This is a genomic window from Bacteroides sp. 1001136B_160425_E2 (assembly GCF_015559655.1).
GTDB classification, from domain to species: domain Bacteria; phylum Bacteroidota; class Bacteroidia; order Bacteroidales; family Bacteroidaceae; genus Bacteroides; species Bacteroides luhongzhouii.
Map to the genome: position 1 here is coordinate 39,438 of NZ_JADMQH010000018.1, position 26,293 is coordinate 65,730.

General features: G+C 38.7%; 15 protein-coding genes. All 15 read right to left on the reverse strand.

Features of this window, described 5'->3' with window-relative positions; translation table 11 throughout:
* Window positions 1–7: 7 nt before the first annotated feature.
* Window positions 8–2,593, reverse strand: a complete 2,586-nt coding sequence (locus I2I04_RS17795; protein WP_195472423.1) for a zinc-dependent metalloprotease — start codon at window positions 2,591–2,593, stop codon at window positions 8–10.
* 74 nt (window positions 2,594–2,667) lie between these two features.
* A complete protein-coding gene (locus tag I2I04_RS17800) occupies window positions 2,668–4,305 on the reverse strand; it encodes a PKD-like family lipoprotein (RefSeq protein WP_195655541.1) in 1,638 nt (545 codons plus the stop codon).
* A 19-nt stretch (window positions 4,306–4,324) separates the two neighbouring features.
* Window positions 4,325–5,053, reverse strand: a complete 729-nt coding sequence (locus I2I04_RS17805; RefSeq protein WP_317192948.1) for a DUF4843 domain-containing protein — start codon at window positions 5,051–5,053, stop codon at window positions 4,325–4,327.
* Window positions 5,040–6,473, reverse strand: coding sequence for a RagB/SusD family nutrient uptake outer membrane protein (locus I2I04_RS17810; protein WP_074705678.1), 1,434 nt, complete (start codon window positions 6,471–6,473; stop codon window positions 5,040–5,042). The genes I2I04_RS17805 and I2I04_RS17810 overlap by 14 nt, the downstream gene beginning before the upstream one ends.
* Window positions 6,474–6,496: 23 nt before the next feature.
* Window positions 6,497–9,877, reverse strand: a complete 3,381-nt coding sequence (locus tag I2I04_RS17815; RefSeq protein ID WP_143256653.1) for a SusC/RagA family TonB-linked outer membrane protein — start codon at window positions 9,875–9,877, stop codon at window positions 6,497–6,499.
* Window positions 9,878–9,915: 38 nt separating this feature from the next.
* A complete protein-coding gene (locus I2I04_RS17820) occupies window positions 9,916–11,100 on the reverse strand; it encodes a FecR family protein (RefSeq protein WP_229127010.1) in 1,185 nt (394 codons plus the stop codon).
* Window positions 11,101–11,189: 89 nt separating this feature from the next.
* The gene (locus I2I04_RS17825; protein ID WP_143256651.1) at window positions 11,190–11,759 is read right to left on the reverse strand and encodes an RNA polymerase sigma-70 factor; all 570 of its coding nucleotides are present in this window, start codon (window positions 11,757–11,759) and stop codon (window positions 11,190–11,192) included.
* Window positions 11,760–11,989: 230 nt separating this feature from the next.
* Window positions 11,990–12,406 (reverse strand): lipocalin family protein, encoded by a 417-nt coding sequence (locus I2I04_RS17830; RefSeq protein ID WP_195655542.1) that lies wholly within the window; start codon window positions 12,404–12,406, stop codon window positions 11,990–11,992.
* A 5-nt stretch (window positions 12,407–12,411) separates the two neighbouring features.
* On the reverse strand, window positions 12,412–15,150 hold the full coding sequence (locus I2I04_RS17835) for a prolyl oligopeptidase family serine peptidase (RefSeq protein ID WP_195655543.1): 2,739 nt from the start codon (window positions 15,148–15,150) through the stop codon (window positions 12,412–12,414).
* Window positions 15,151–15,163: 13 nt separating this feature from the next.
* Window positions 15,164–17,509, reverse strand: a complete 2,346-nt coding sequence (locus I2I04_RS17840) for a S9 family peptidase (RefSeq protein WP_195655544.1) — start codon at window positions 17,507–17,509, stop codon at window positions 15,164–15,166.
* Window positions 17,510–17,589: 80 nt separating this feature from the next.
* Complete coding sequence (locus tag I2I04_RS17845) at window positions 17,590–19,284, reverse strand: PKD-like family lipoprotein (protein WP_195655545.1); 1,695 nt, start codon at window positions 19,282–19,284, stop codon at window positions 17,590–17,592.
* Window positions 19,285–19,305: 21 nt separating this feature from the next.
* Complete coding sequence (locus I2I04_RS17850) at window positions 19,306–20,052, reverse strand: DUF4843 domain-containing protein (RefSeq protein ID WP_195655546.1); 747 nt, start codon at window positions 20,050–20,052, stop codon at window positions 19,306–19,308.
* Between the two features lie 11 nt (window positions 20,053–20,063).
* Window positions 20,064–21,578, reverse strand: coding sequence for a RagB/SusD family nutrient uptake outer membrane protein (locus I2I04_RS17855; protein WP_195655547.1), 1,515 nt, complete (start codon window positions 21,576–21,578; stop codon window positions 20,064–20,066).
* 12 nt (window positions 21,579–21,590) lie between these two features.
* Window positions 21,591–24,959, reverse strand: a complete 3,369-nt coding sequence (locus I2I04_RS17860) for a SusC/RagA family TonB-linked outer membrane protein (RefSeq protein ID WP_195655548.1) — start codon at window positions 24,957–24,959, stop codon at window positions 21,591–21,593.
* Window positions 24,960–24,998: 39 nt separating this feature from the next.
* Window positions 24,999–26,204 carry a FecR domain-containing protein gene (locus I2I04_RS17865; protein WP_195655549.1) on the reverse strand — a complete coding sequence of 402 codons (1,206 nt, stop codon included), beginning with the start codon at window positions 26,202–26,204 and terminating at the stop codon, window positions 24,999–25,001.
* Window positions 26,205–26,293: the final 89 nt, after the last annotated feature.

The following is a 26,293-nucleotide window of genomic DNA, read 5'->3' on the forward strand; positions in this document are numbered from 1 at the left end:
CTTCCTATCATTTTAATGCCTGGTCAATTTTGTACAACAATAAGCGATAATGACGTTGCGTATCAGCAGAACCAGTAGAAGCGCTTGCTGCAACCAAGCTGCGGATTTTCTTCAGCTCACCGAAATAAACGTGTTCCATCGGTTCCAACGGAGCCTTTAAATCAACATCATCTTCAAAACCGCTAATTTCCTCCAAACGGGCTGCCTGCATCTCAGCATGCTTATTATTAAAACATCCCATAAATTCTTCTGAAATGATACCAAAACGCTCACGCGAAGCAGCCTTCAGCCATTCAGGAACCTTAATAATGTCATACATGTCCGTAATACCTTTACGAGTCGCATTTTTAGCAACCCCAGTTACAGAGCCCTCTATCAATTTTGTCAAATAATTCATCTGCAGACGCATCTCCGTATCTGTCAAAGTTTTACCAGCACGTGTTGATGCCCATACAAAACGTTCAATGTCCGCCAAGTATTCCTTTTGAGTATAAGGAGCGGATGTAGCCTTATTCGAACAGATAGAAACAGCACCACAACGAGATAAAATACCATCAATAATCGCATCCTCCATTTGCATAGCTACAGAAGTACGGATAGGAAACTCCTTCAAGGTTTCATTCGCATCCAACCAAGAAAGATCTTTCAACTCATTCAGCAAGAAATTCAAAGCCTTCTTCTGTTGTTCTTTCGACACAGTTTGATAACTCGGACGCTGATCTCCGTCATAACGTTCATTCAAATAAATACCTCCGATATCTGCCAATACGAAGCTTAAATAGCGTATATATCCATAGACAATTTCATCATATAAGGCAGTACGAAACTCAAAATCCTTATCTTTGTCTGCTACCCATTCATTAATATGTTTCAGGATATATTGCAAATTACGACGCCCATACTCTGAAGCTTTCACTGGATCATCCCCCAAATCTTCTTCTACGGAACTCGGATCGAAACGACGTTTGAACTGCTGCTTACCATAACGATACTTAGGATCACCCGATTTCTCACTGATCCATTTGTCCAGTATAGGAATTTCTTCTTCAGATGTTTTTGCTTCAAATATTGGTTTATACAACCAAGAGATCGCATAATAATCATAAGCACCAAGTTCAGGAGGTGTCATACGTACTCCTTTTTCCTTATCGCCCGGCTGTGCTATATAGTTATTACGTGCATAATCCATGATAGAATAAGTCGTTCCATATTCCTGAGTAAATTTCGGATCACGCAACGACTCTACAGGAATGGAAGAAGAACCTGCCATATTGTGCATCAGAGACAAAGTATGCCCTACTTCATGAGAAAGTACGTAGGCGATGCAGTCTCCCAATAAGTCTTCACGCAACACCACATCACGAACATCCTTATCTGCCGGGGCAGTTTGTAAGAAACGCCAGTACTGAACCAACTGCACAATATTATGATATACCGTTACCGATGCGTTTATAATTTCTCCTGAGCGAGGGTCAATCCAAGAAGGTCCCATTGCGTTGGCTACTGTAGAAGGAGCATAACGAATACAAGAGTATTTTATGTTTTCCGGGTCAAAGTTAGGATCGTTTTTAGGAAAATCCTTTGCCACAATCGCATTCTTGAAGCCAATCTTCTCAAATGCTTTCTGCCATACCTCAACTCCTTTATGGATATATTTATTCCAACTCAACGGAAATGCATCATCAATATAGAAAATAATAGGCTTTTTAGGTTCTACCAATTCTCCACGTAGATATGCGGCAGAATCTGACGGTTCAAGATTCCAGCGATGAGCGATATGGCGAGTACGTAATCCACGTCCTTCGGAAGCAAACTCAACAATAGAGTGTTCGAAAATACCAATACGCGGATCGGCATAACGATGGCGCATCGGTTTTTCCGGCAATAAGATAAAGCTACGGTTCATCACAGCCGAGAAAGGCATATTTTTTATCGCATAACTTCCTTTAGCCCCTACGCTTACTTTATAAGTCAATAAAGAACGGACACAAATATTGTCCTCAAAGCCTTTGATGCCTTGTATAAAAGAACTTTCCTTTTCAAAATTCTTATCAATACTCCCTCCCATCATTTCTATCAATGAATAAGGAGAGAAAGGAGAAAGCATTTTCTTATCGCTCAACAGGTAACCGGTCATATCAAACACAACGGCAGTACTGTCATTATTGTAAGCCTTTATCTCGAATGTCTCGGCGATAGCAGGCATTGTGCTGCTTCGCAAACGTTTTTTAATCTCCCGATCATCCGAGAATTGTCCTGCCTGTACACGACGTAATGTGATCGTTGAATCACGCTGCACAAAACGAATCAGAAAAGGATCACCAGACTTCTCACCTACGCATCCAAACTGATTATCCGTTGTTTCTGCAATTGTAGATCCCAACAGGATGTCCCGGTTTAGAATTTTAAGCGGTAACTCAAAGTAGACCTTGTTGTCAAACTGATGAAGAGTAATGAAACCTTTAGCTGTCGTTACTTTCTTGTCTTTAAACAATTTGTCGTACTTGGTTTCTTTTTTCTCTTTCTTCTTTGCAGTAGCCTCCGTAGAAGCTTTCTTCTTGTTTTTCTTCTTTGCTACAGCGGGATTAATCATAGCCCCACACAATGCAACTAAAAGAAATAAATACAGTTTCTTTCGCATATAATCTTAATTTCAATGTTTTCTCTTTAATCCCAAGAACCATAGTCACGTGCTCTTTCACGCTTATACAGAACCTGTACTATTTTTCCTAGACCTTCTTCCTTAAACAGGACTTTCTTCTCACTATCACCTTCTTTAATGATTTCCTCCAAAACAGATAAACTCAAATCCAATACATAAAATTCTCCATTTTCCAGCCCTACTCCTGCATGGCCTTCATAAGCCCCCCCTCCAGTATCAATACCGGTTATCGGGGCATCAAATGTAGCAAACTTTATTAATTGTTTGCCTTTATCACCATTAAAGTAATACAGATAAAGATCGTTATCACTACTCAACAATAAATACGGACGACCGGAATTCTGATAATAACAAAGTGCATATACATTTTTCGTACTTGCATTAACGATATCCGCAAATGGGACTTCCCGCAAAGGAGTAGTGATATAAGCACCGGGAGCGTATTTTCCGCTACAATCATCAACTTCAAAATGCTGTATAAAAAAGCGACTATCTTTTTCAATAACAGACATATAGCCAATAGAGCCACCTCCTTGTCCATAAGGACCGACACAGGCTCCGATATAGTGCACCGTATACCCCGTCATATCATCAAAAGGATCGCTACTATCCCATGTTTCCAACGCTAACACATTACCGGAATAATATTTATCTACCATCCCACTACCAATAACAAGAGTACTCGCTTTCAGGTCTGTTATATGCAAGTATCGATTGGAATTTTTATCATAAGCCAGTACTCCTCCGTGTTCATAAAATTCTGGGGTCATCGCTATCATTGTACCGTCTATTGGCTGTCCATTATATGACAGAACTCTATCATCCAAAAAGTAATTGGAGTTGAATAGATTCAGAGACTCTTTCACACGAGTATAAATCTCTCCGTTTCTCCCGATAGCCATTGAAAGATAAACCATATCATACACCCGTTGTGGTTCAAATCCTTGTGGATAGCCACCATTAATAAACATAGCAGGCAGATAGCCTTCCGTTTGATAAGAACTTCCGGAAACATCGACACAGCCTTGCCCACCTTGCTGAGTAATCCATAACCAACTGGTATTATCTTCACCACTCCCCCATGGAGAAACAAAATGCTGGCTCATAAAAATCGGCTTGCCACCCAAAGTAGCCCCACCATTAGAAAGACCATATACATCCTTTGTCACTACACATGTGTATTTTTGATCTTTCGTAGTAGGACGCATATACGTTAACATCGAAGTCCCGTCTTCCTTGGCGGAAAGCGTTACCCAACCATCTGTTGTATAAGGGGAAATCACAGACAACAGCGCAGATCCGAAATATGTAACTCCGGTAGTCTGGTCTTTCACTGCCAAACGCAGATCTTTATACTTTCCATCTTTATCAACAGTCCAGTTCAATACCCGTTCTGTCGCTATCTCCTGTCCATCAAATGTCCATAGATAAGTTAAATTTTCCGTTTCCTTTCCTGTTGAGAACTTCAATTCAGGAGTTATTTTCAGCACATCACCTAATACACAATCGCTACTTTCCAGTGGAATTTCCACTGTAATATCATTCATTTGCTCGTAATCATAATTTCCTTTATCCTCATAACAAGATGACATTAACGACCCTAAAAGTATAGCCGTCGTTAACTTCAATTTTATCCTCTTCATATTCATTTCATTCGTCAGATTAATAAATAGGTACCGTCATCGACTTTCCGTTCTCTTCTTTCAGGCCATATTCGGCAATAGCATCCTTCAAACGCAGGGCACACCGACGTCTCTGTGATGCATTCAGTTCTCCGAAATTGAGAGCCTCTTCACCTCCATATTGCACCAGTGCCCTGTATTTTGCCCGAGAATAAGTACCAAGATAAACATTCGTCACTTCTTTATCCCACCACAACGGTTGACTTTCTACATTGTTGAATACAATCCGAATTGTATCATAATGTAAGATACTCCCTCCAAAATAATCATTAGGTTCTATTTTCAGAAGAAGCGATACATCTTCTGTCAGGTTTTCCGTTTTTATTAACTTAACCTCCAATTCATCCGTAGCAGAATTTGCCTTAAAACTAGGTGCTTCCGGCAAAGAATAATTTTCAGCTAAAGCTGTTGTCTTATCCGCAAGAATTCCGATCTTATACGGAGCCGGACTCGAAAAAGGATCACCGACCAACCCCATAGCTATCTTTACAGTCAGTTCATCATCAAGCGGATAATTATTGAACGACACATTGACAGACTTGTCTTCTGTGCCTTTCAATTGGCTAAAATATAAATACTGATCACCATGATAAGACTTTATCTCGTCTTCTGAACAAGAAAAAAGACAGCAAGACAAAAACAATAATAAAATAAAGGGTTTCATGTGTATATTCATAATCAAAATAATTAACTTATTAAATTTCTTCATTCTCCGGACGGTCGAACACAAATTTCACTCCATCGGCAAAAGAATTATTATTCAGTCGTTTGTACTGAAAATATAATTGGCCCTCACCTATCAGTTCTTTGCGGATTTCTTTCAATAATTTACTGATGAAGTCATCCAGTGAAATAATATTAGAAGTATTTGATATTATACCACGAGCAGAACGAACTGCATCCAGCATTTTTCCTGCTTCAATAAAGTTTGCATTACGAGCGTAATACTCTGCCATAATATAATACATCTCACTCAAACGGATAACCGGAATCATGTCGTAACCATCTGTTCCCTCTGCCAATGTATACTTCTTGGAATATTGAACACTTTCCTGATTTCCTATCATAGAAGAACTTCCACGCTGATCTTCCTGAGAACCTTCAAAAATGCTGCTTCCGCTGAAGAGAAAGCGTGTTTTACTATCAGAAGTTATAAAAGGCTTGAAATCATCAGTCAGCGTTTCATTCGATACTGTAAAAATCAAACTTTCAGAGTCTTTTACATCTCCTCCCAATTCTGATGATCCGACAAACCCAAAGAGAAGCCTATCATTATGAGTAGCTTTCACCACTGCTTCCGCACAATCAAAAGCCTTTTTATATTCCTTCTCCCACAAATAGACTCTTGCCAATAAAGCTGTAATTGCGTAATAGTTCATACGATAGCCACGGTAAGCAAAGAACACTTCTTCCGGAAGCTCACTGGACATACCGCGAGCAAACATGCGATAGCTAGTCTCCATCCATTCGGGATGCTCTTCGATATCACATTTCGCCACCAAATCTCTTGCTTGTAGCAAATCGCTCTCTATCTTCTTTAATATTTCCGTATTTGTATAATATGTAGTGCTAATCACAGGATATGAGTCTACATAAGGTATATATTTCTTCCCGTCATCCGTTTCCATAGAAGGAGCGAACAAACGCATGATGTCAAAATGAAACAACGCACGTAAGGCCAATGCTTCACCCCAAATCATATTTCTTTCCATTTCCCGCTCTTGGAAAACAGACAAATCCGCCTCACTTACCTTGAATATCAAGTGATTACAACCGGCGATCCCATTATAAGCAGTAGACCAAAAACCGGAAATAACAGACTTCACATCTGCATCGTCATATTTATATCCGGCAGCCTTATAGTAGGTAGAAGTCCTCTCCATAAAATCTGTCAGATATTGCTGACCAAGTACCTCTATAAATCCCCAACTCAAGTTCCGTCCATAAAAAGAACTTTCGCTAAGTTTCAAATAGAGCCCATTCAACGCATTACGATATCCATCGCCTTTGCTAAACATGTCTTCCTCATTCACTTCATTACTTGGAGAAACATCCAACCAGCTACAACTGCTCATCGTCAGTAACATAACAAACAACGAACACACTATATTTCTTTTTCTACTCATCATTGTTCTACTTAAAATAAATCAACTTACAAACTCATTTTTAATGATAATGCAAATGAACGTGAATAAGGATAATCTAACCCACGTTCCGCACGAACAGTTGATGCCCGAAACAAATCATTACCTGAAAGTTCCAATCGCAACATGCCCAAATGATACTTCTTCAACCAAGAAGTATTAAAATCATACCCTAGCGTCAATGAGTTGAACGACAAAACATTATAGTCCTGAATAAAACGACTGGTAGGCCGTGTCGTTGCAATCAGTTCTGTCTGCAATTTACCATAAGGTGTCCGGTCACCCAGATTCTGCCAACGACCGTCCAATACGCGGCGGTCTACATTCTGAGAAGAAATACGGGCATTCTCCACTTTACTTACCAATGTTGAATTGTAACGCTGCCCGCCAAATTCATACATAAAGGTGGAAAATAATGTAAAATTCTTCCATCGCAGATTCACCCCGAATGTACCTTGTGCCTTAGGTTCTTCGTTACCGATAACCACTTGGTCCGCTGCACTCCAATCGTATGTTATGGATCCGTCTCTCTTAACAAAGATTTCCTGACCATCTGCCGGATTAATACCTAAAGAACGAACTCCGAATATAGAAGTCAATGAGCCACCCTCCACATACTGCAGATGTGTATTGGCATAATCTACGTTGGTTCTGTTCCAGGCATCATCATAGTTGTCATATTTAGCTAACACTTTGTTATTATAGTCTTTCAAACTATCAGAGATTTTCAGTATCTCGTTTTTATTGTGGGCGATGTTCGCAAATACAGCAACAAACCAGTTTTTTGTATTCAGAATTGTACTCCTCAACTGAATTTCGACACCTTTATTCATCACCTCACCAATATTATCCTTATAGGAAGTGAAGCCTGTCGAACTTGGCAAAGTAACATTGTTCACCAAATCTACCGTTTTCTTACGATAATAAGAAAAATCCATTTGAAACAAACCATTGAATAAATCCAGATCAACACCTATATCCCAGTTACCTGTTTTTTCCCATCCCAGATTGGAATTACCTAATGCAATCAGAGAAGCGCCAACACCTGTTTTATACCAATTATCATTCACAATCCGGTACATGGTCTGAGCATCATAAGGAGAAAAGTTAACCTTACCCGTCACACCATAAGTAGTACGTATCTTGAAACGATTAAGCCATTCCCAATCCTTCAGACTCTTATAGTTGTGAACATTAAGCCCAACACCACCAGAGAAGAAAGGAGCAAAACGTTTATCAGAGCCAAATTCCGAATTACCATCAAAACGAACAGATACGTCTGCCAGATAAACATCATCGTACGAATAGTTGAAAGTCCCCAACGCACCTAACAAACGGCTCTTTGCATCGGAAGCAGAAGGGTTACCATAAATAGAATGCGCATATCCTGGAGAAGAAAGGGAACCAGAAGGAAAACCACGATAAGAAATCGCAAGCCCGTCTCCAGTACTTGAAGTAGCATTTACACCTGCCAGGAAGTTCAAACTATTCTTTTTAATAGTACGATTATAAGACAATGTCATTGTAGCATCCCATCCTACACTTTTATTTGTCGTAACATCCAACTGTCCGGATATCACATTGGTAAGCCCTAGAATCTCAGCATTCTTTTTTGAACGCGGATCCAAAAAGTCGTTTGCTTCCGAATTGGACTTTGTGATGCTAAATTGCCCTTTTAACAGCCAATAGTGATTAATATTCCACAACAACTCAACATTATTGATTAACTCCCATGATTTATCGCGGCTATAATTACCAAGTGTAGCCTCATACAAAGGATTTTCCGAACCGCTTGTGCCGTTCCAGCCATAAGTTGTCTTCAGATAATTTCCAAATTCATCCTGATATTCATCATAAGGCAGTTTGGACGTATAATCAGAAAAGCTGCCATAAGGAGAATCTGCCGAATTCGTGTAAGTATATGAGAAATAATTACGTAGCTGGAAAGAGCCCAAACGATAAGATAATGACAGACCGGCAGACATACGGTCGCGATAGGATTCCTTCATCACACCGGCATCCTTATTATAAGAAAGGTCAACTCCCCATCGTAAATCATCTGTTCCACCATCTAAATAAAGACTGTGCTTGTGGTTAAACACAGTACGCAAGGGCTTTGACAACCAATAAGTATCTACACCACGAACTACATTATTCAATTTCTTATTATAAACTCCATCCAATGACGCTTGATCGGAAACAAATGTATTACTTTCCGGGTCGGCCTTAAACAGTCCTGCCGCAACTTCTGTCTGCAATTTCTCCCGGGCGTTCATTAAATTATAATCCGTTAGATCCGGATATTCCAATGTACCGGTAAAATTATAATTTACATTAATTTTTCCCGGCTTCGGAGTCACAGTTGTAATAATAACCACCCCATTAGCAGCACGTGAACCATACATAGCTGTAGCGGCCGCATCTTTCAAAATTGTTATACTTTCAATACGGCTCGGGTCCATATCATACAGTTTTTGTACACTGATTTCAAAACCGTCCATAATAAACGTAGGAAGATTCGGATTATTCTTTAATGCCGATTTTGAGAGACTCTCCGCGTCCAGTTCTGTTGTCCCGATACCGGAACGTCCACGGATGTAAAGCTCGGGGACATTGTTAGGGTTCGAGCCGGCTAAATTGTTCTCCGCAATACGGAATGAAGGGTCGAACACCTGCAAAGCACCCAGTACGTTTGTCTTTGAAACGGACATCAATTGATCGGCAGATACCGTTACAGACGTACCTGTAAAACTGTTCTTACTGATTTTCGCATAGCCGGTCACCACCACTTCATCCAATTGCTTTGAGTCCGGTTTCAACCGAAATGTATGCGTCTTGTCCAAATTCAACTTTGCGGTATTAATCTCTATCGGTTGCATCCCGACGAAAGAAATACGCACAATAACCTCCTTGTTAGGCAGCCCCAAAGAAAAAGCCCCTTCCGCATCTGTCATCGTGCCGATATTCTTCTCTTTCCCTATAATCAGAACAGTAACACCGGGCAAGGGTTCCCCTCCTTCGTCTACAACAACTCCAGTGAAAGTTTTTTTCTTCTCTTTTGGCTGTTGATATACAATAGTCACAATATTGCCTTCAATCTCGTAAGTATAGCCTGTATTAGCCAATACTTTATCCAAAACTTCAGTGATAGGTTGCCCCTTACTTTGGATCGTGATACGAGACATACTCTTTACTTGCTCAGTGTTATAAATAAAGTTCAAGCCTGTCTGAGCTTTCACTGCATCAAAAAACTCTTTAACTGATGCAGACTTTAAATTAAGGGATACTTTCATTGAATTAGACTGCGCTGTTGCCGATATCGGTGCGAACAACAGAAAAATAATACAGAGAGACATCACAATACGCTCTCTGGCCCTTTTTATTTGCATGGACTCCTCCTTTTTTAGTAAATGTGGTTAATAATTGTTTATTCTCTTCTAATAATAATAGCTTCGCCTTCAACATCCATTTTCAGATGAGTAACTCTTTGAATTGCTTTTAATATAGGAATTATGGAACCATAACGATCAAGATCACCTGTAAAACGTGTTGTCTTTATATCTTCATCTTCAAACATAACTTTCTTATCATACCAACGAGATATCACCTCCATAAGGGTTTCCAAAGAACAATTATCAAATACAAAACGTCCACTATTCCAAGCAATATAAGGCTCTATATCTACCTTACTGATTTGAACCTCCTGTGTTACTCCATTTAGTACAGCCAGTTCTCCCGGATGTATCTTATGTTCATCTCCTTGATTAGGAAGAACACTGATAGACCCTTCCACCAGTACCACTTTCGTGACTCCGGCTACATGTGTATTGACATTAAAAGAGGTACCATATTGCTTGACAATCCCATTTGCCGTTATAACCCGAAACGGACGTTTATCATCTTTAGCTATTTGAAAATAAGCCTCTCCGTCCAGATAAACAGTACGGCTAACTGCGCTAAAATGCGACGGATACTTTAAAGTCGTATTATAATTCAAATGAACTTTTGTTCCATCCTCAAAGGTGAGCCAAAATTCACTATCATCGTAAGTGACTAATTTATTATTGTCAGTAACAGAGACTTCTTCATTTTCTGATTGCGTTTCTTTCACAACTTTAGGAGACGGCACCGACAAGATAGCCGAGTCCTGCAATGATTGATTGGTAACTGATTTCAATTCAATTTTCTGCCCACCGGGCAATACAAGAGTAGCTTTCTGCTTTCCCATCTTTTCCGACCGCAACATTGCCAATTGATCGTCCTGTACTCTTACGGGTCCGGTATCGGCATTTCGCCACATTCCCATCCAAATAGCAGCACCAATAATTATAGGTATCATAAGGATAGCCGCATATTTCCAAAGCATCCTGCGATAGATTCCACGAACTTGAAAATGTTTTTCCTGAAAGATTTCCCAAGCCTGTTCCTCGTCTACTGTTGCAAACTGACGATATCTTTCAGACAACTCAGTATCTTGCATTAGACATTCATAATTCTTTTTATTGTCTAGAGAACTTTCAATCCAAGCCTGCAATCGTTTCTTTTCTTCTTCTGAAAGCTGTCCTAGTAGCTGATCATGAATTACAGAATTTATATTTCTTTTGCGTTCCATTATATATTTTGCATTATTATATAAAAGACGACTAAACAAATAAAATGAGGGACAAGTTAAAGCTATTTTTTTTCAGAAAACATCTTTTTTTATGGAAGAATAGACAAAAGCAGTGCAAAATGATATGAGCCTAATTTTTTCCTGAGAAAAGACATTGCCCGTTTCTTTTGTGTCTTAACGGTCTCGAGAGAAACATAAAGTGCGGCTGCTATTTCCTCATTCTTCTTACCTTCCATATACAACAAAAAGACTTGCTTGCAACGTTCCGGCAAAGAGTCAATGGTCATAAAAAGTTGACGAAAAATCTCCTCTGTGAAGAAATCATCTTCTTCCTCATCTCCGACTCTGTATGCCTGATGTGATTCGATAATCTTTTGCAAATAATCAAATTCAACATCCTTATGCTTGAGATAATCAATTGAAGCATTCCGAACGGAATTATATAAATAGGCCTTAAATGACACCAATGACTTAAATGACATTTGCTTTTCCCAAATGGTAGAAAACAGTTCTTGCACAATATCCTCCGCAACTCCAGATTCCCCTGTTATCTGTATTGCATAACAAACCAATGCCTTATAATAAGTCTTATAAAGCATACGGAAAGCTGTAGCATCCAGTTTATTTATCTGTTCTATGGAAATCTCTTTGCTATCCATTTTGGGTATTTTGTGCCAAAAATACAATTAAATAGCGATATTCCATACTAAATACACTATAAAATCGTTCAGAGCATATCGCAAGAATTCGATAAAGATTTACATAATAAGTTACAACTCTGATACTAAAAAAATAAAAAGCACCCTATCGTAATCACTACGACGAGGCGCTTTCATTAGCAACAACATGCTAATATTAAACACTAAATTATATTTAAGAGAGAGATTTATTACTTCTTATCAGGGGCTACTTCTGGAGTAACCAATTTCTTGATTGATTTCATGTTCAGATACAGAAAGGCTAGCCGCGGCTGTGCTTCCTGAACAACCAATTCCAATGAATCTGAGGTTACATAACCAATACGTTCACGTGTTTTATACACTTCTACTTTTCCGTTGTCTTCTTTGCTAAATCCTTCTATAATCAAATAGCCATTGTCTATCTTCCATGTTCTAAGGTCTAAAGACGGTACATTGATAGCAGAACATTTACCGCCTTTTTTAAACTCAAACCCTTTGAGTTCCCCTGTAGATTCATAGGTATAAGGATTGCACCATTTACCAATAATTTGTTTCTCCACTTTCTGTCCATAGCTGCTGAATGCAAAGCAAGACAGAGCCATAACTGTCATTAATAGTTTCTTCATTTTATTTATTTTTCTAGTAAATCATATTTCTGATCAATTCCGCGTTCTCTTAGATGAATACCCTCTTTCATCCAACGCGGCTCTTTTGTTCCTTTCAGGTAATAATCAAAGAACTGCTTCATCCGGATAGTCCAGTCTTTCTGTGCAGCCTGATTACCAAGAAAATGCCCTTCACCTTTGTAATTAAGATGCCATGCCGGACGTTGTAAACGACGCATAGCTAAATAAAGTGCACGACCTTGTTCATAGGCAACAGCCTCATCCTTATCATTATGCCAAATTAATAATGGAGTATGTATCTTATCAGCTTCCACGATAGCAGAGCTTGCCAAATACTTATCTTTGGCTTCCCACAGACTCTTTCCCATACGGCTTTGCCATTCTTCATACATGAAATAACGCGGTAAACCACTTCCACCACGAATACCCAAATAACCGGTTACCATATCAGTAATAGGAGCCCCGATATTAGCACAAGCGAATATATCCGTCTTCGTCACCAGATAACTAGTTTGGAAACCTGACCAACTATGTCCCTGAAGACCTATCTTTCCCGGGTGCGCTATCCCCTGCTCTATCAAGTATTTCGTACCGCTCACTACTGCATCATAACTACTCTGTCCCGGTGTTCCTATGGTGAAATGCACATCCGGCATAAATACAATGTACCCATTACTTACAAAGTACATCACATCCGCCATTGCGCTACTCAACATAGGAGCGTGATAAGTGTTCAGTCCTCCGGAATGTGTTTCATAGAACTGTACCAATACGGGATATTCTTTCTTAGCGTCATAATCTTCCGGCAGGTAAAGTATTCCCTTGTTAGGCTTATTCTCATAATTAGTCCATTCCACTAACTTTGCAGTACCCCATTTGTATTCACTTTGTTGAGGATTAGCATTCGTTATACGAACCGGATCAGAGAAATCCGATTTACTCCACCACAGATCACGGAATTCTGATATATTCTGACGATTCCAGATACAATACTTCTGATTGTCAGAAAAACGATGAATTGAATAGATATAAGGACCTTCTGTGAGCTTCTTCAAGCGACCTTTCATGTCAAGTGAATAAATACCTTCATCCATTGTGTTTTCATCCCATACACTAACTATAATCGTCTCGTCCGGATTGAATACTTCTTTATCAATATTGCTAGTCATTTTACGGATAGATCTCTGATTTTTGCGACCATACCCCTTAGTGATACATTCCGGCTGACGTTCTCCGGTCAAATCTATCTTCCACCAGTCATAAGCGTCGTAAATCAACACATTATTACCATCAGCAGTCCAACCAGCAATACCATAAGCTGGTGCAGGATTCGGTTTGTCATAAGTTTCCTCGAATACCGGATAACCAATAGCTGTTGAAATATCAGTAACCTCACCCGTTTTTCCATCAAACTTATTCCATACTTGTGCAACAGGATCATACATCACAGCCCATTTGCCGTTCACCGACCACCTCGGTCTTGTCCGGTAGCTACGTCCTACCAATTGCTTTTCTCCCGTATGTATATTCACAGAATAGATGTCAAACGGCATTTCATTAAGCCAGTCTTTCTGCGCACGATAAGGCGTTTCGTCTGTATAAAGTACATAATGAATCTCTTCCGCACGATCCGGCTCCAACAAATCAGCATGCCCGGGAGCTACTTCCGTCAATTTTTGGGAAGCAACATCATAGATATATTTCGAATATTGAGGATGGGAATAACGGTCGCGCGTCTGCAAAGTAGGTACTTCATATTCATCCCAAGTCCACAACTCCAGTTCAAAACTCTTATCCGGCTTTATTTCCTCTTCTTTCTTAGCTTTATTTACTTTTTCCTGATAAGGTCTGAGTTCCATTGTCAGAAACTTCTGGCTACTTGACAGATTAGCCCGGACAAGTTCCATTCCCGCAGGAATGACAATCCCCTTACGGTCGAATACAAGGTCGCAAGTATTATTCTTCAAAGAGAAATTATACCATAATGAATCCTTCACCGTAAACTCTCCGGTCATCCGTTCTTTGTCAAGACTGAAAGAAGAAGGTTCTTTCTTGACAGAACTTTGATAAATAGTTCGGTAGGGACCTACCAACGGGCCATAACACAAAGCATTTCCTTTGGCTTGTTTACGAATAAAAAGAATCGAACGATTCTGATTATACAGCGTATAATAACCTATACTATCAATCTGAAATGCAGTTCCAGTCTTAAGGTGACGTACCACCAAACAATCGAAAGACGGAATATGGTTGACCGTATCTTCCGGTACATTGGTCACAGACACCGAATAAGGACCCCCTTCCACAGGGCGGAAAGATTCTTTATACGTCCACTCCGTCTTCACTCCGGAAGGTAACGACATCAATATGGTCTTCATATTTCCGGCAGTATCCGCTTGTTCGTAATAAACAGCTCGGTCTGCATCATAATATTGGATCTGTTCGACATCAGGCAATACCATTTCTTTTCGTGTACGCGAATCAAACAAATGCAATATTTTCGACTCCTTGTCATCCGGATTATATTCCATGGGAGCAATGCGATAGGTCACCCATCGACCTGTCGGGGAAATATCTGGTGATTCAACGCGCTTCCACGACATACAAGCTGCTATATCCAACGGTTTCAATAAATGAGACTGTTGTTCCGCAGGCTGATCTTTCGCTTTTTGTTGTGCTCCGGCAGAGGTGTATGATAGCAGCACAACTACCAAACACAAATAGCTAAAGAAAGAGTTCTTCATATAGTTTATTGTCTTATTTACTACGGTTTATGTCTTCCCAACAGTCTGCACGAGCATCGCCCAGTAAATGTTTGGCAAAGAAGCGATACATTTTCCTTTCAAAATACTTATCAGCAGAACCATATCCATGACCAGCCCCTGGTATCACCAACATATCAAAGTCTTTACCAGCTTCAATAAGTGCCTTAGCCATACGATAAGTGTGTGCTGGATTCACATTCTTATCCATATCTCCTGTTACAAGCATCAGATGACCTTTCAGATTCTTGGCAATTTCTGCATTCGACTTCACGCTAAACTTATACTCGTACTCTTTTGTCTCATTACCCAGACTGTCTTTCACTACCTTTTCCACTTCTTTCACACCATTATAACACTCTCCCCAACCACGATTGTAGATATTATTATCATGGTTACCGGAACAAGAAACAGCAGCCGTATAAAAGTCCGGATAAGTGCAAATAGCAGCCGCAGCCATAAATCCACCACCAGAGTGCCCATAAATACCGACTTTCTTACCGTCAATAAACGCATGACGTTGAGCTAACTGTTCAATCGCATATTTATCATCTGCCAGCGGATAATCACGCATATTGCCATAACCATAACGGTGGTATGCTTTGCCACGCATCGGCGTATCACCTCTATGTCCTACTGTAATTACAATGAAACCAAGCTGCGCCATACGAGTACAATAACTATCATCCAACGTAAAACTTGTAGGTACAAATCCAAAATAAGGTCCGGGATAAACGACTGAAATAATCGGATATTTCTTTTCCGGGTCAAAGTTAGACGGTTTCCACATCACCCCATACAAATCGGTAATATTATCAGCAGCTTTCACGACAAAACGTTCCGGTTTTTTCCAACCTGACGCATAGACCAGGTCCAGGTCCGGTTTTGCCAGTTCCATAATCACCTTGCCTCTTCGATCCTTCAACATAATCTTAGGCTCCATATCCACTCTTGAATAGGTATCAACATAGTAATTATGAGATTTCAAGAAATTCACATTATGCTGTCCGTCTTCCGTGCTCAAAGGAGTTACTCCTTCTCTGTCAATGTCAACCTCATAAAGCATGTAATAGAAAGGATTTACTTTTTTATCTTTTCCATATCCATACAGATAAACTTTGCGTTTCAACGTATCAATAGAATTAATATATCCTGTTACCCATTCACCGGAAGTCATCACATTCTTGAGATTTCCTTCTCCATCATAGTGATAATAATGCCCCCAACCAGTACGTTCTGAACGGAACAGAATATCTTTTCCATCATTTAAGATCGCAACATTACGAGCATGCGGGTCACGATATGGCTTATCTTCTTCGTGAATAATTTCTTTCACTTCCAAAGTTGACAGATTAACAGAGCATACATCTACTTCATCCCAAGTACGCTTAGTACGTTCAAAAAACAAGTATTTGCTATCCGAAGTAACATGAAGAGGCTTTATATATTGATCTTTCCATTTATCTATCTTCGCCTTCTTTACCGTTTTTTCTACAATATCGATAATCGCCAATTCATTTTGAGTAACATACTTGTCACCTGGAAACTCATATTTATACTTTATCAATGAAGGAGAATCTTCCAATGAATTAATTACCCAAAAATCCCGCAACAAACGGTTATCATCACGTACCACATAAATATGACGATTATCCGGACACCAAAGTGCTGTTGTCGGCACTTCTCCGTTCTCCCCGGCCTCTTCTTCACGAGCATAAGAAAAGTTTTCCACTCCATCCGTAGTCAACTGTACCTCGGTTGTATCCACTCCCAATGCTTTATTTCCTTTTACATACAGGTTGTGATTCTTAGCATACAGAATATACTTTTTATCAGGTGAAAAAGTCATCCAGCTATATACGGGTTCTTCCGGCTCCTTCTTTTCTTCCTTCTTCTCTACTAATGTCAACTTGCCCGTCAGACGATTATAGCTGTATCGTTTACTCTTATAATCAAATTCAAACGAGCCTTGGTCTTTAGCAAAAGTCACAGATGAGATATCCAGTTTATTTCTATCTACTACACCTTTGGTAAATTCACTTAACTGCATAGCCATTTTCCCTTTGTCAAATAAAGGTTCACGTTTTCCTGCAGCAGGCATCACATAATAATATTCCTTGCCTGATGTTGTTTGAAACTCAAACCAGAAATTATCTGTATTGTTTATTTCTCGAGGGTAAACCAATAAACTAATATTAGACAATTTGCCTCCTAAAGTGAAATCCTGGAATTTATCAGTCAATTCATAGTTGGCTTGTCGCTGTGCAATTTCTTGAGCTTGTAGTTGTATCAGGAAAGGACATACTCCAAAAACAACAAAAACTATTTTCTTTAAAGTCATACTTTTTATATTGATAAAAATAGAAAGGGGGTGAATATCTATGTGAACAGATATTTACCCTATTTTCTGCTTTAGTTTATTTACAATAATGTGATTTTAAGACAATCTCCAAACTTGTATATTGCATCAACAATAGTACCAAATTTATTATCTCCCCGCGAATTTGAAACTTCATTAGGATATAGTTTCTTTAAAGTAACCTCATTAACTGTACCACCTGTTTTATGCTCTATAACTTCGTAAATGCGGAACTCACCATTATCAAATGCAACCCCCAAATGCCCGTTCACATATTTCTCCGGTGAGTAGTAATTCATATCCAAATAAGACAATGAAACAATATCACCAGGCAATGTATCTCCATTTTCCAGCTTTATTTTCATACCACTGTCCCCTTCATCAGTAGTTGAACAATACCATAATTCAGCACCATTCGCGATCACTGCATATCGCTTATTTTGAAAAACCACCATATCCTTATAATCAGTAAACATTTCTCCTTTGATGCTCTTCTCCAAATAATCTCCAACTCTTACAGGGGGATCCTCATAATAAGTATTCAATGAAAAATTACGCATATAATAATTACCGTCTTTTTTCATCAAGGCTATCCATCTCGGCGTACAACTATCATACCCGTTATCGTTTCCTGTAGCTGCCGGCACCATAGTGATAATCTCATATTCCATCTTCTGGAAACGTGAATCAATTACTCCTTCATTATCTAATATTTCGTATACATTACCACTATATATCAAAGAACTCATAGATATCGCCGGGAAGTTGTTTGTCATACCACCATCCCAAATGTACTGTAATGAATTATCAAGAGTCAATACAGGAACCGTACACATTAGGTCATTAAATTTCTGAATACCATACATTGCCTTAAAACGAGTGCCGCCCCATATTGGATCTGACAAATAAAATCCTGCATGAAAATCATTTGCAACAGCTCTTTGGTTATAGTATATATAACCATTCTTATTAAACAAGAATTTAGAAGAATAAGTCATAACAGCATTCACTGGAGAAAAATCATCAGGAATGCTCTCATTAAATTCCTCTTCTGTATATACAGACCTCATCAACGAATTGCCGTTTAACTCCACCCATTTACTACCTTGCATTACAACAAGCTCATCATACAGTACTTCTTCACCACTGTTTACCTCCTGAAATGCCAAATCCCAATATCCTGTACTTTCAAGTAAGCAATAAGGTTCTGTTCCTAAGTTAGGAACAATGTCCTTTTCTACTTCTTCATACACAACAGAATCTTTATAAGCTTCCTCTCCATACAAATTATAATACAGCTTCTTCACTGTCTTCACTTTAATAAAAGAAAGTGCAGAACGCCCGTCTATATCAGATAATATCGCCCATCCCTGCAGATAAGCTGATGTTACTGTTATCTTTGTAGATTTCGAGAATTTAACACCTGTTTTATTATCGACAACCGAGTACGTAAGCTCATAAATTCCATATTTATCCGAGGAGAAAGTGTATGAAGGAGTAGTTACATCTAACTTCTTACCGTCCAAATACCATTCATAACTGACATCCGGATTTTCTTTATCTATGGTAAACTTAAACGTTGGAGAAAAAGTTAGTTCTTCCCCTACGGTAACTTCATATCCATACTCATCCATATTAGATATTGCACCGTCCAATTCATTCACCTGTTTATAATCAAAATTATTCTTGTCATCCAAGCAACTGTAAAATCCTGCTACTATAGACAGTAACAAACTGAATATTATTAGTTTTTTCATATTTCGTCTATTTCTATTATTTTATCCAGCAACAACTACAGTTATTTCATTTTCATTCTCATCCAAAGCCGGAGTACCTGCTGCCTTAAGTTCTTTCAATGTATTCTTTAATCGTAAAGCATATTTTCGCATTACCTGCATATCTTTTCCATTAAAGACAACATCATCTTTTATTAACTCTTCCAAGAACATCTTATATTTCTTTTCCGAATATGTTCCCAAATAATACTTCTCAATTGTGTTTTCAAAACGAGTTTCATTTCCTCTGTCATTCACCGACCACCAATCCGGTTTAAACAAACGATCCGTTACAGATATGATAGCTTTTGAATATCTATAAGTTCCAGGTCTAATATCTCCACTTTCATTTATTTTTATAGCCAATAATTTAGTAGATGTTTTCAAATCTGGAAAATTTTTCAAAGTTACTGTAATTGTACCCTTCAATTTTCCTGCCTCAATCATACATTCAGAAGGCAAGACATAATATCCCTTGGGAATTGTAGTGCCTTTTTCATCCACAGCAACAGTAAATTTAGTATCTACTTCCCTTAACTTCCCATAAATCTGTACATCCAAATCAACTTTCGCATCCTCACCTTCCTCGTAAAATGTAAAGGAAGTGGTCGTTGTATCTGTCATCATGTCCTTTTCAAAGATGATATAGGACACATCATTGGCATTAACCAAAAGTCCTTTTTCTTCACAAGAGAAGAATGTAATAATCAAACATCCTATTATAATCAAAAATATATTTCTACTGTTCATAATGCTATACTTTATTTTATATTACTTTCTGAATCCGGCAATGGAAGAACAAAGTTTTCCTCTGTCGGAAGAATAGGGGTTTTCTTAGACGATGAGCCAGTGCCCGAATATCTTAAAACTTGGCGATTCAAACGTTTAAACATAAAAAAGACTTGCCCTTCCCCCAATAATTCACGTTGTACATCATTCAGAATCAGACTTATGAGTCCATTCTTATCCAGACTTGACAAATCAACAGTCAAACCACGACCTTCTTTTACTGTCTTAACATAGCCTCGTGCCTCAGCTAGATTCTTATCACAAATAGCTTCGGCCGCAATATAATATATTTCAGACATACGTATCATCGGTATCATAGGATTCCCCCATCTTCCACCGGAACTTTTTTCTTCCTGCTTATGATATTTTAATGTACGGTATCCACGATACTTTTTTTCAAACTGATATAACAGACGATAATCATCATTCTGCTCGTTTCCAAAAATATCTTTGACTTTTTCCGTAGGCCAACACAAATAACTCTGATTATACTCGGCCTGTGCCTCTGAACTATAATTTATTTCTAGTTCCCAATCAGTTAACTCCGTTGTATACAACGTGAAAATGATGTCATCATAAAATTTAATGTTGCTATTTTTCGGGATATAATATTCATCAGTAAAATCAAAAAAGCCCTCATCCTTTTGTACTTTAATTATTTTCATAGCTTCATTATATGCCATATCCAAATTACCGGCATACAAATAAACACGAGCCAATAATGCAGTAATTGCATAATAATTCAAGCGGTAACCACGTTCTGCCAAAAATCGGTCTTCACCATCGTTAATATACTCTAAACGTTCATAAACTCTAAATGATTTTGCCTCATCAATGGACTTCAAAAGCTCTTGCGCTCTTTGCAAATCTTTAATTACATGGTCAAGACAATACGCAACAGTTTGCTTATTATTCACGTACGCGGGATATTCTTCAACATAAGGAATAAATGTACGTTCACCAGGATTAGTAGACGGAGCAGGAGCATACAAACGTAATAAATCAAACTGTATATATGCACGTAAACCAATAGCCTCTCCCAAAATCATATTACGCTCCTCTTCTCCTTTATAGAAAAGAGTCGTATCTGCCCCCTCCACTTGTTGGGCCAAATTATTACAATTGGCAACAACATTCCATGCAGCTTCCCACATAGCATCGGTGGTAGGTACCAATTCTATATCTTTAAAAAGACGCTTCGATACTTTCTTCATGGCTTTACCTCCTCCTACATCTGACACTATGTCATAATCATATACTTCGCCCAGTGCATCGACAATCCCCCAACTAAGATTCTGTCCATATAGATCCTGTGTAGACAATTTACGATAAATACCATTTAAAGCTGTACGATATCCGTTTCCGGTTTCAAACAAGAATTCTTCTTTGATTTCATCCGACGGACGAACATCTAACCAATCGCTACAGGAAGAAAACACCATAGCTACTATCCCTAATGAAAATAATGTATAATATATCTTTCTCATCTTCTTCTTTCCTTAAAATTGTGCTTTTAAAGAGAAACTCACTTTCCATGAACGCGGATAGCTTAAACCTCGTTCCTGACGTATCGAGTTCCAGTTAATCAAATCACTCGTATTTGCCTCCAAACGAAGCATATTCATCCGCAAGTGCTTTTTAATCCACTCCCGATCAAAATCATAACTAACCGTTAATGAGTTTAAATGCAACAAAGCTTTGTCTTGTACAAAACGAGAAGTTGGTAAAGTAGTCAGATTGCTGTCTTTAATATTCTTGAATTGTGCTATATCTCCAGGCTTTTGCCAACGATCTGTCAACACACGCAGGTCGACATTTCCTGTCTTAATATTTGCATTTTCCACATTATCCACCAAAGTCTGATTATACTCTTGTCCGCCCCATTCATACAAGAAGGATGCAAATAAACTCCAATTTTTATAAGTAACATTTAGACCGAATGAACCATTAAATTTAGGCTCTGTATTTCCGACCACAACTTCTTGGCTTGCATCCCATCTGTCCGTCACGCTGCCGTCACGATTAAGGAATATTTCCTTACCTGTAGTAGGATCAATGCCCAAAGAACGCACTGCCCAAATAGAGGTTAACGACTCGCCCTCAGCATATTGTGGAATAGGAACTGAATAATTGGCATCCGACAATGAACTATTAATACTCAACTGGTTATTTATCTCTTTTTGATAAAATGCAGTTACACGCTCATTGTATTTTTTTTGAGAGTCTGAAATCTTGAGTATTTCATTCGTATTATGGGCCATATTTCCCCATAAAGACACTGTCCAGTTACGATCACGAAAAACATCTGCTCGTAATTGCAATTCAAATCCTTTATTTAGAATCTCACCCATATTATTTTTATAGGAAGAGAAACCTGAAGTGCTAGACAAGCCAAAGTCATTGATCAAATCAATCGTCTTTTCATAATAATATTCAGCCTCAACTGTTAAGCGTTGGTTAAAGAATAATGTCTCTATACCTACATTGTATTTATCTGTTTTTTCCCAAGTCAGATCTTTATTACCCAATGCTTTAAGAACAGCGCCATATCCCGTTATATACCATTCGTCGAATAACGACTGATACATTGTCGTTGCAGCATAGGCTGGAAAATTCACTTTACCTGTACGCCCATAAGATGCTCTGACTTTCAATTTATTAATATCTTTATTTCCTTTTAAAAATGCATAATTATGAATGTTGACTCCCAGACCACCTGAAAAGAACGGAGCCCACTTCTGATTTGCTCCAAACTCAGAAGAGCCATCAAAACGAACTGAAGCATCCGCCAAATAAATATCATTCCATGTATAATTCGCAGTAGCCAATGTACTAATACGGCGAGTCGTATTTTCTGTACGGGTAGGTTTTTTATAAATCTCAGCAGCGTAATTCAATGAATTGAATTCACCAGAAGGGAATCCCCGATAGTGAGCTATTGTATTATCCATATTGTCTGAAGCAGCTTCCCATCCCACAGAAACATTTATATTATGTTTGCTATGAAACGAGCGAGTATAATACAAAAAGGCATTTGTATTCCAAGCTAAACTTCCACCCTTTTCCGTATATAAATCACCTGCCAAATATGCATCATCACTCTCACCATAGACACTTACCTTTGATGAAAGCGGATCATAAAACTTCTCACTGCTAGCATACTTTTTAGTAACACTAAATTGTCCTTTCACCGTCAAATAGTCATTCAAATACCAGTTCAAGCTAAGATTATTCACTAATTCATCGTAAGCATTCCATTCATAATTCCGCAATGTGGCTTCATACAATGGGTTATTCGAAGTGCGTGAGCTTGGTGATACTGAATAACTCATTTTTTGCTTTAATGTTCCATCATCTTCATAAGGAGCCTCATAAGGTTGCATGCGTGTATAATCGCTAAATGAACCATAAGGTGACTCTTTAGACTTTGTATGTCCGAAAGAAACTGTATTCTTTACTTGTAATTGTTTTACCCGATAATCTAACGAAAATCCAATAGAATACCGATCGCGAATTGAGCCTTTCATCACACCATTCACGCCATTATAAGAAGCATCTACCCCATACCGGAGATTAGGAGTACCTCCCTCTATATATACACTATGCTTATGATCAAAGGCATTCTGTAAAGGCAATGACATCCAATCCGTGTCAATCCCCTTTTGAATCAATGCGTATTTTTTATAATAAGCATTCATTCCCTGAGAAGTGTTCATATTGTTTTCTCTATCAAACAAACCTGCCAATCGCTCAATTTCTAATTTTTGAGAGGCATTAGCCAGATTATAATCACGTAAATCAGGCAATTCTAATGTACCTGTGAAATTATAAGATACTCGTATTTCTCCTGGTTTTGGAGCTACAGTAGTAATTACTACGACACCATTGGCAGCACGAGAACCATAAATAGCCGTAGCAGCAGCATCTTTTAGTATAGTCATACTCTCAATACGAGTCGGATCCAAATCATACACTTTTTCTATACTAACCTCAAAGCCATCCATAATAAAGGTGGGAAGATTCGGATTATTTTCCAAGTTAGATTTAGACAGTTGGTCTCTATCTAGTTCTTTCACTCCTATTCCTGAACGTCCGCGGATATACATTTCCGGCAAAGCATTTGGGTCGGAACCAAATTGATTGTTTGTCATCAAACGGAAAGAGGGATCGAATGATTGCAAAGCACCCAGAATATTTGTCTGAGAAACCTTACGCAGATCATCTCCTGATATCTGTGTAGAACTACCGGTAAAACTGGTCTTACGAACATTGTTATATCCGGTCACAACCACATCTTCCAGTGTTTTCACATCATCAACCAAAGTAATTTCAAGACTTTTCCGACGGGTAGCATCCACCTGAAGAGTCTGCTTTTTCATACCAATAAAAGAGATTTCCAAAGTCACCTTATCATCCTTAACATCCAAAGTAAACTCACCTTCGATCTTTGTAGAAGTACCTGTACGAGTACCTTTCACAATGATGCTGGCACCTGGTATCGGTTCCTTATTCGAATCAATAACCGTACCACGGATACGATTGTCACGCTTCTCGGTCTGCAATTTACGAACAACAACAATACCGTCTTTCACCACATAATCAAATCCCTGGGGATTTAAAATCAACTTCAGAGCGACTTCCCATTTCTCATTTTTCGCATTAATTGATACGGGAGGAACTCCTTTAAACATTTGTGAATTATACAACATATTCACTCCTGTTTGTTTCTTCACTGCATCCAAAACTGTCTCGATAGAGACATTATGCAGATTCAAAGTTACCGTCTTATCCTGTGACGGTAGAGCCCATGTGCTAAATGTGCAACACACTGCCACTAAAAAACATAGTAGCCATCGTTTTTCTCTCATAAATTAATGATTAAACTTTACCTAATATTCTATTTATTCTTACTCTTTCATTCCATCGTATATCAATACTCTCCGGCCACTGATTTTATAGGTCAGATCGCCTGTCAGTTCCAAAGCATCCAAGAAAGAATTGACCGCTCCATAACGTTTCAAACTACCACTGTAAGTTATATCGCGCAGTTCCGGCGTTTCATAATAAACCTGTATATCATACCAGCGTTCAAATGTCTCCATAATCTCCCCTAAAGAACGATTTTTAAAGTTGTACACACCGTTTACCCAACCGATATATTCATCCAGATCAACGGTACGTTTCTCTGTTCTATTGGCAGAGACTACTGCTTGTTCACCCGGCTGAAGAGTTACCGTTCCGACATTCGGTGCAGAGAATTGTACTTTTCCATGTACCAATGTAGTGTAACAAACGGAAGCATCGGTATAAGCATTCACATTGAATGCCGTACCAAGCACCATCACTTCTCCAAGATGAGTTTGTACCACAAACGGATGAGATTCATCCTGCACAACATCAAAATAGGCCTCACCTTCCAAAGCTACAATCCTGCGTTTGCCAATAAAGCGTACCGGATAAGTCAGCTTGGAACCAGCATTCAAATGAACTGTTGTTCCATCGGCGAGGACCACAGTATTTTCCCCTCCACGTGGTATGACTAGTTCATTTGATTCTACCGGCTTTTCTTCGACGCTTTTCTGTGTGTGTTGTGTTGTGGCGGTCGGTTTATATGACAGCACTCCTTCCTTATATTTTACCTGGACACCGTCTACTATTACGTTAATTTCTTTCTTATGCACATCAATAATGCTACCATCGGGTAAAGTCAATTGTGCCTGTTGAACTCCCGGCTGAATCAATGGTCTGCTTTCCTCTTCAGTCGAAACATAATTCGACATATAGAAAGATAAACCGATTACTAAAAAAACAACAGCTGCTGCAATAGACCACCAAATCCGGAAAATACGGGGCTTCTTTATTACCTCCGGTTGTTCCGTTTGTCCGATTTTCTGAAGGAAAGATTCATAGGCTTTCTTTGATGAATAATTTTTATATTCTTCAAATGCAACTCCTAATGTCTCGCCATTCTGCAATTGTTCATACACTTTTTGCAAGTCCGGGCATTCCGCCAATCGCTTTTCAAGCTCTTGCTGTTCCGATTCATTAGCTTCTCCTAAAAGAGCTTTCTTCATTAAAACGGCATCTTGATATACATTTTCGAACTTCTTCATCTTATTTTCCCTTTTTAAATTAAACAACTGTTTAATTTGCTTTATTATAGATATACATAACTCACAGAAAAGGGTGACAAAAAGATGAT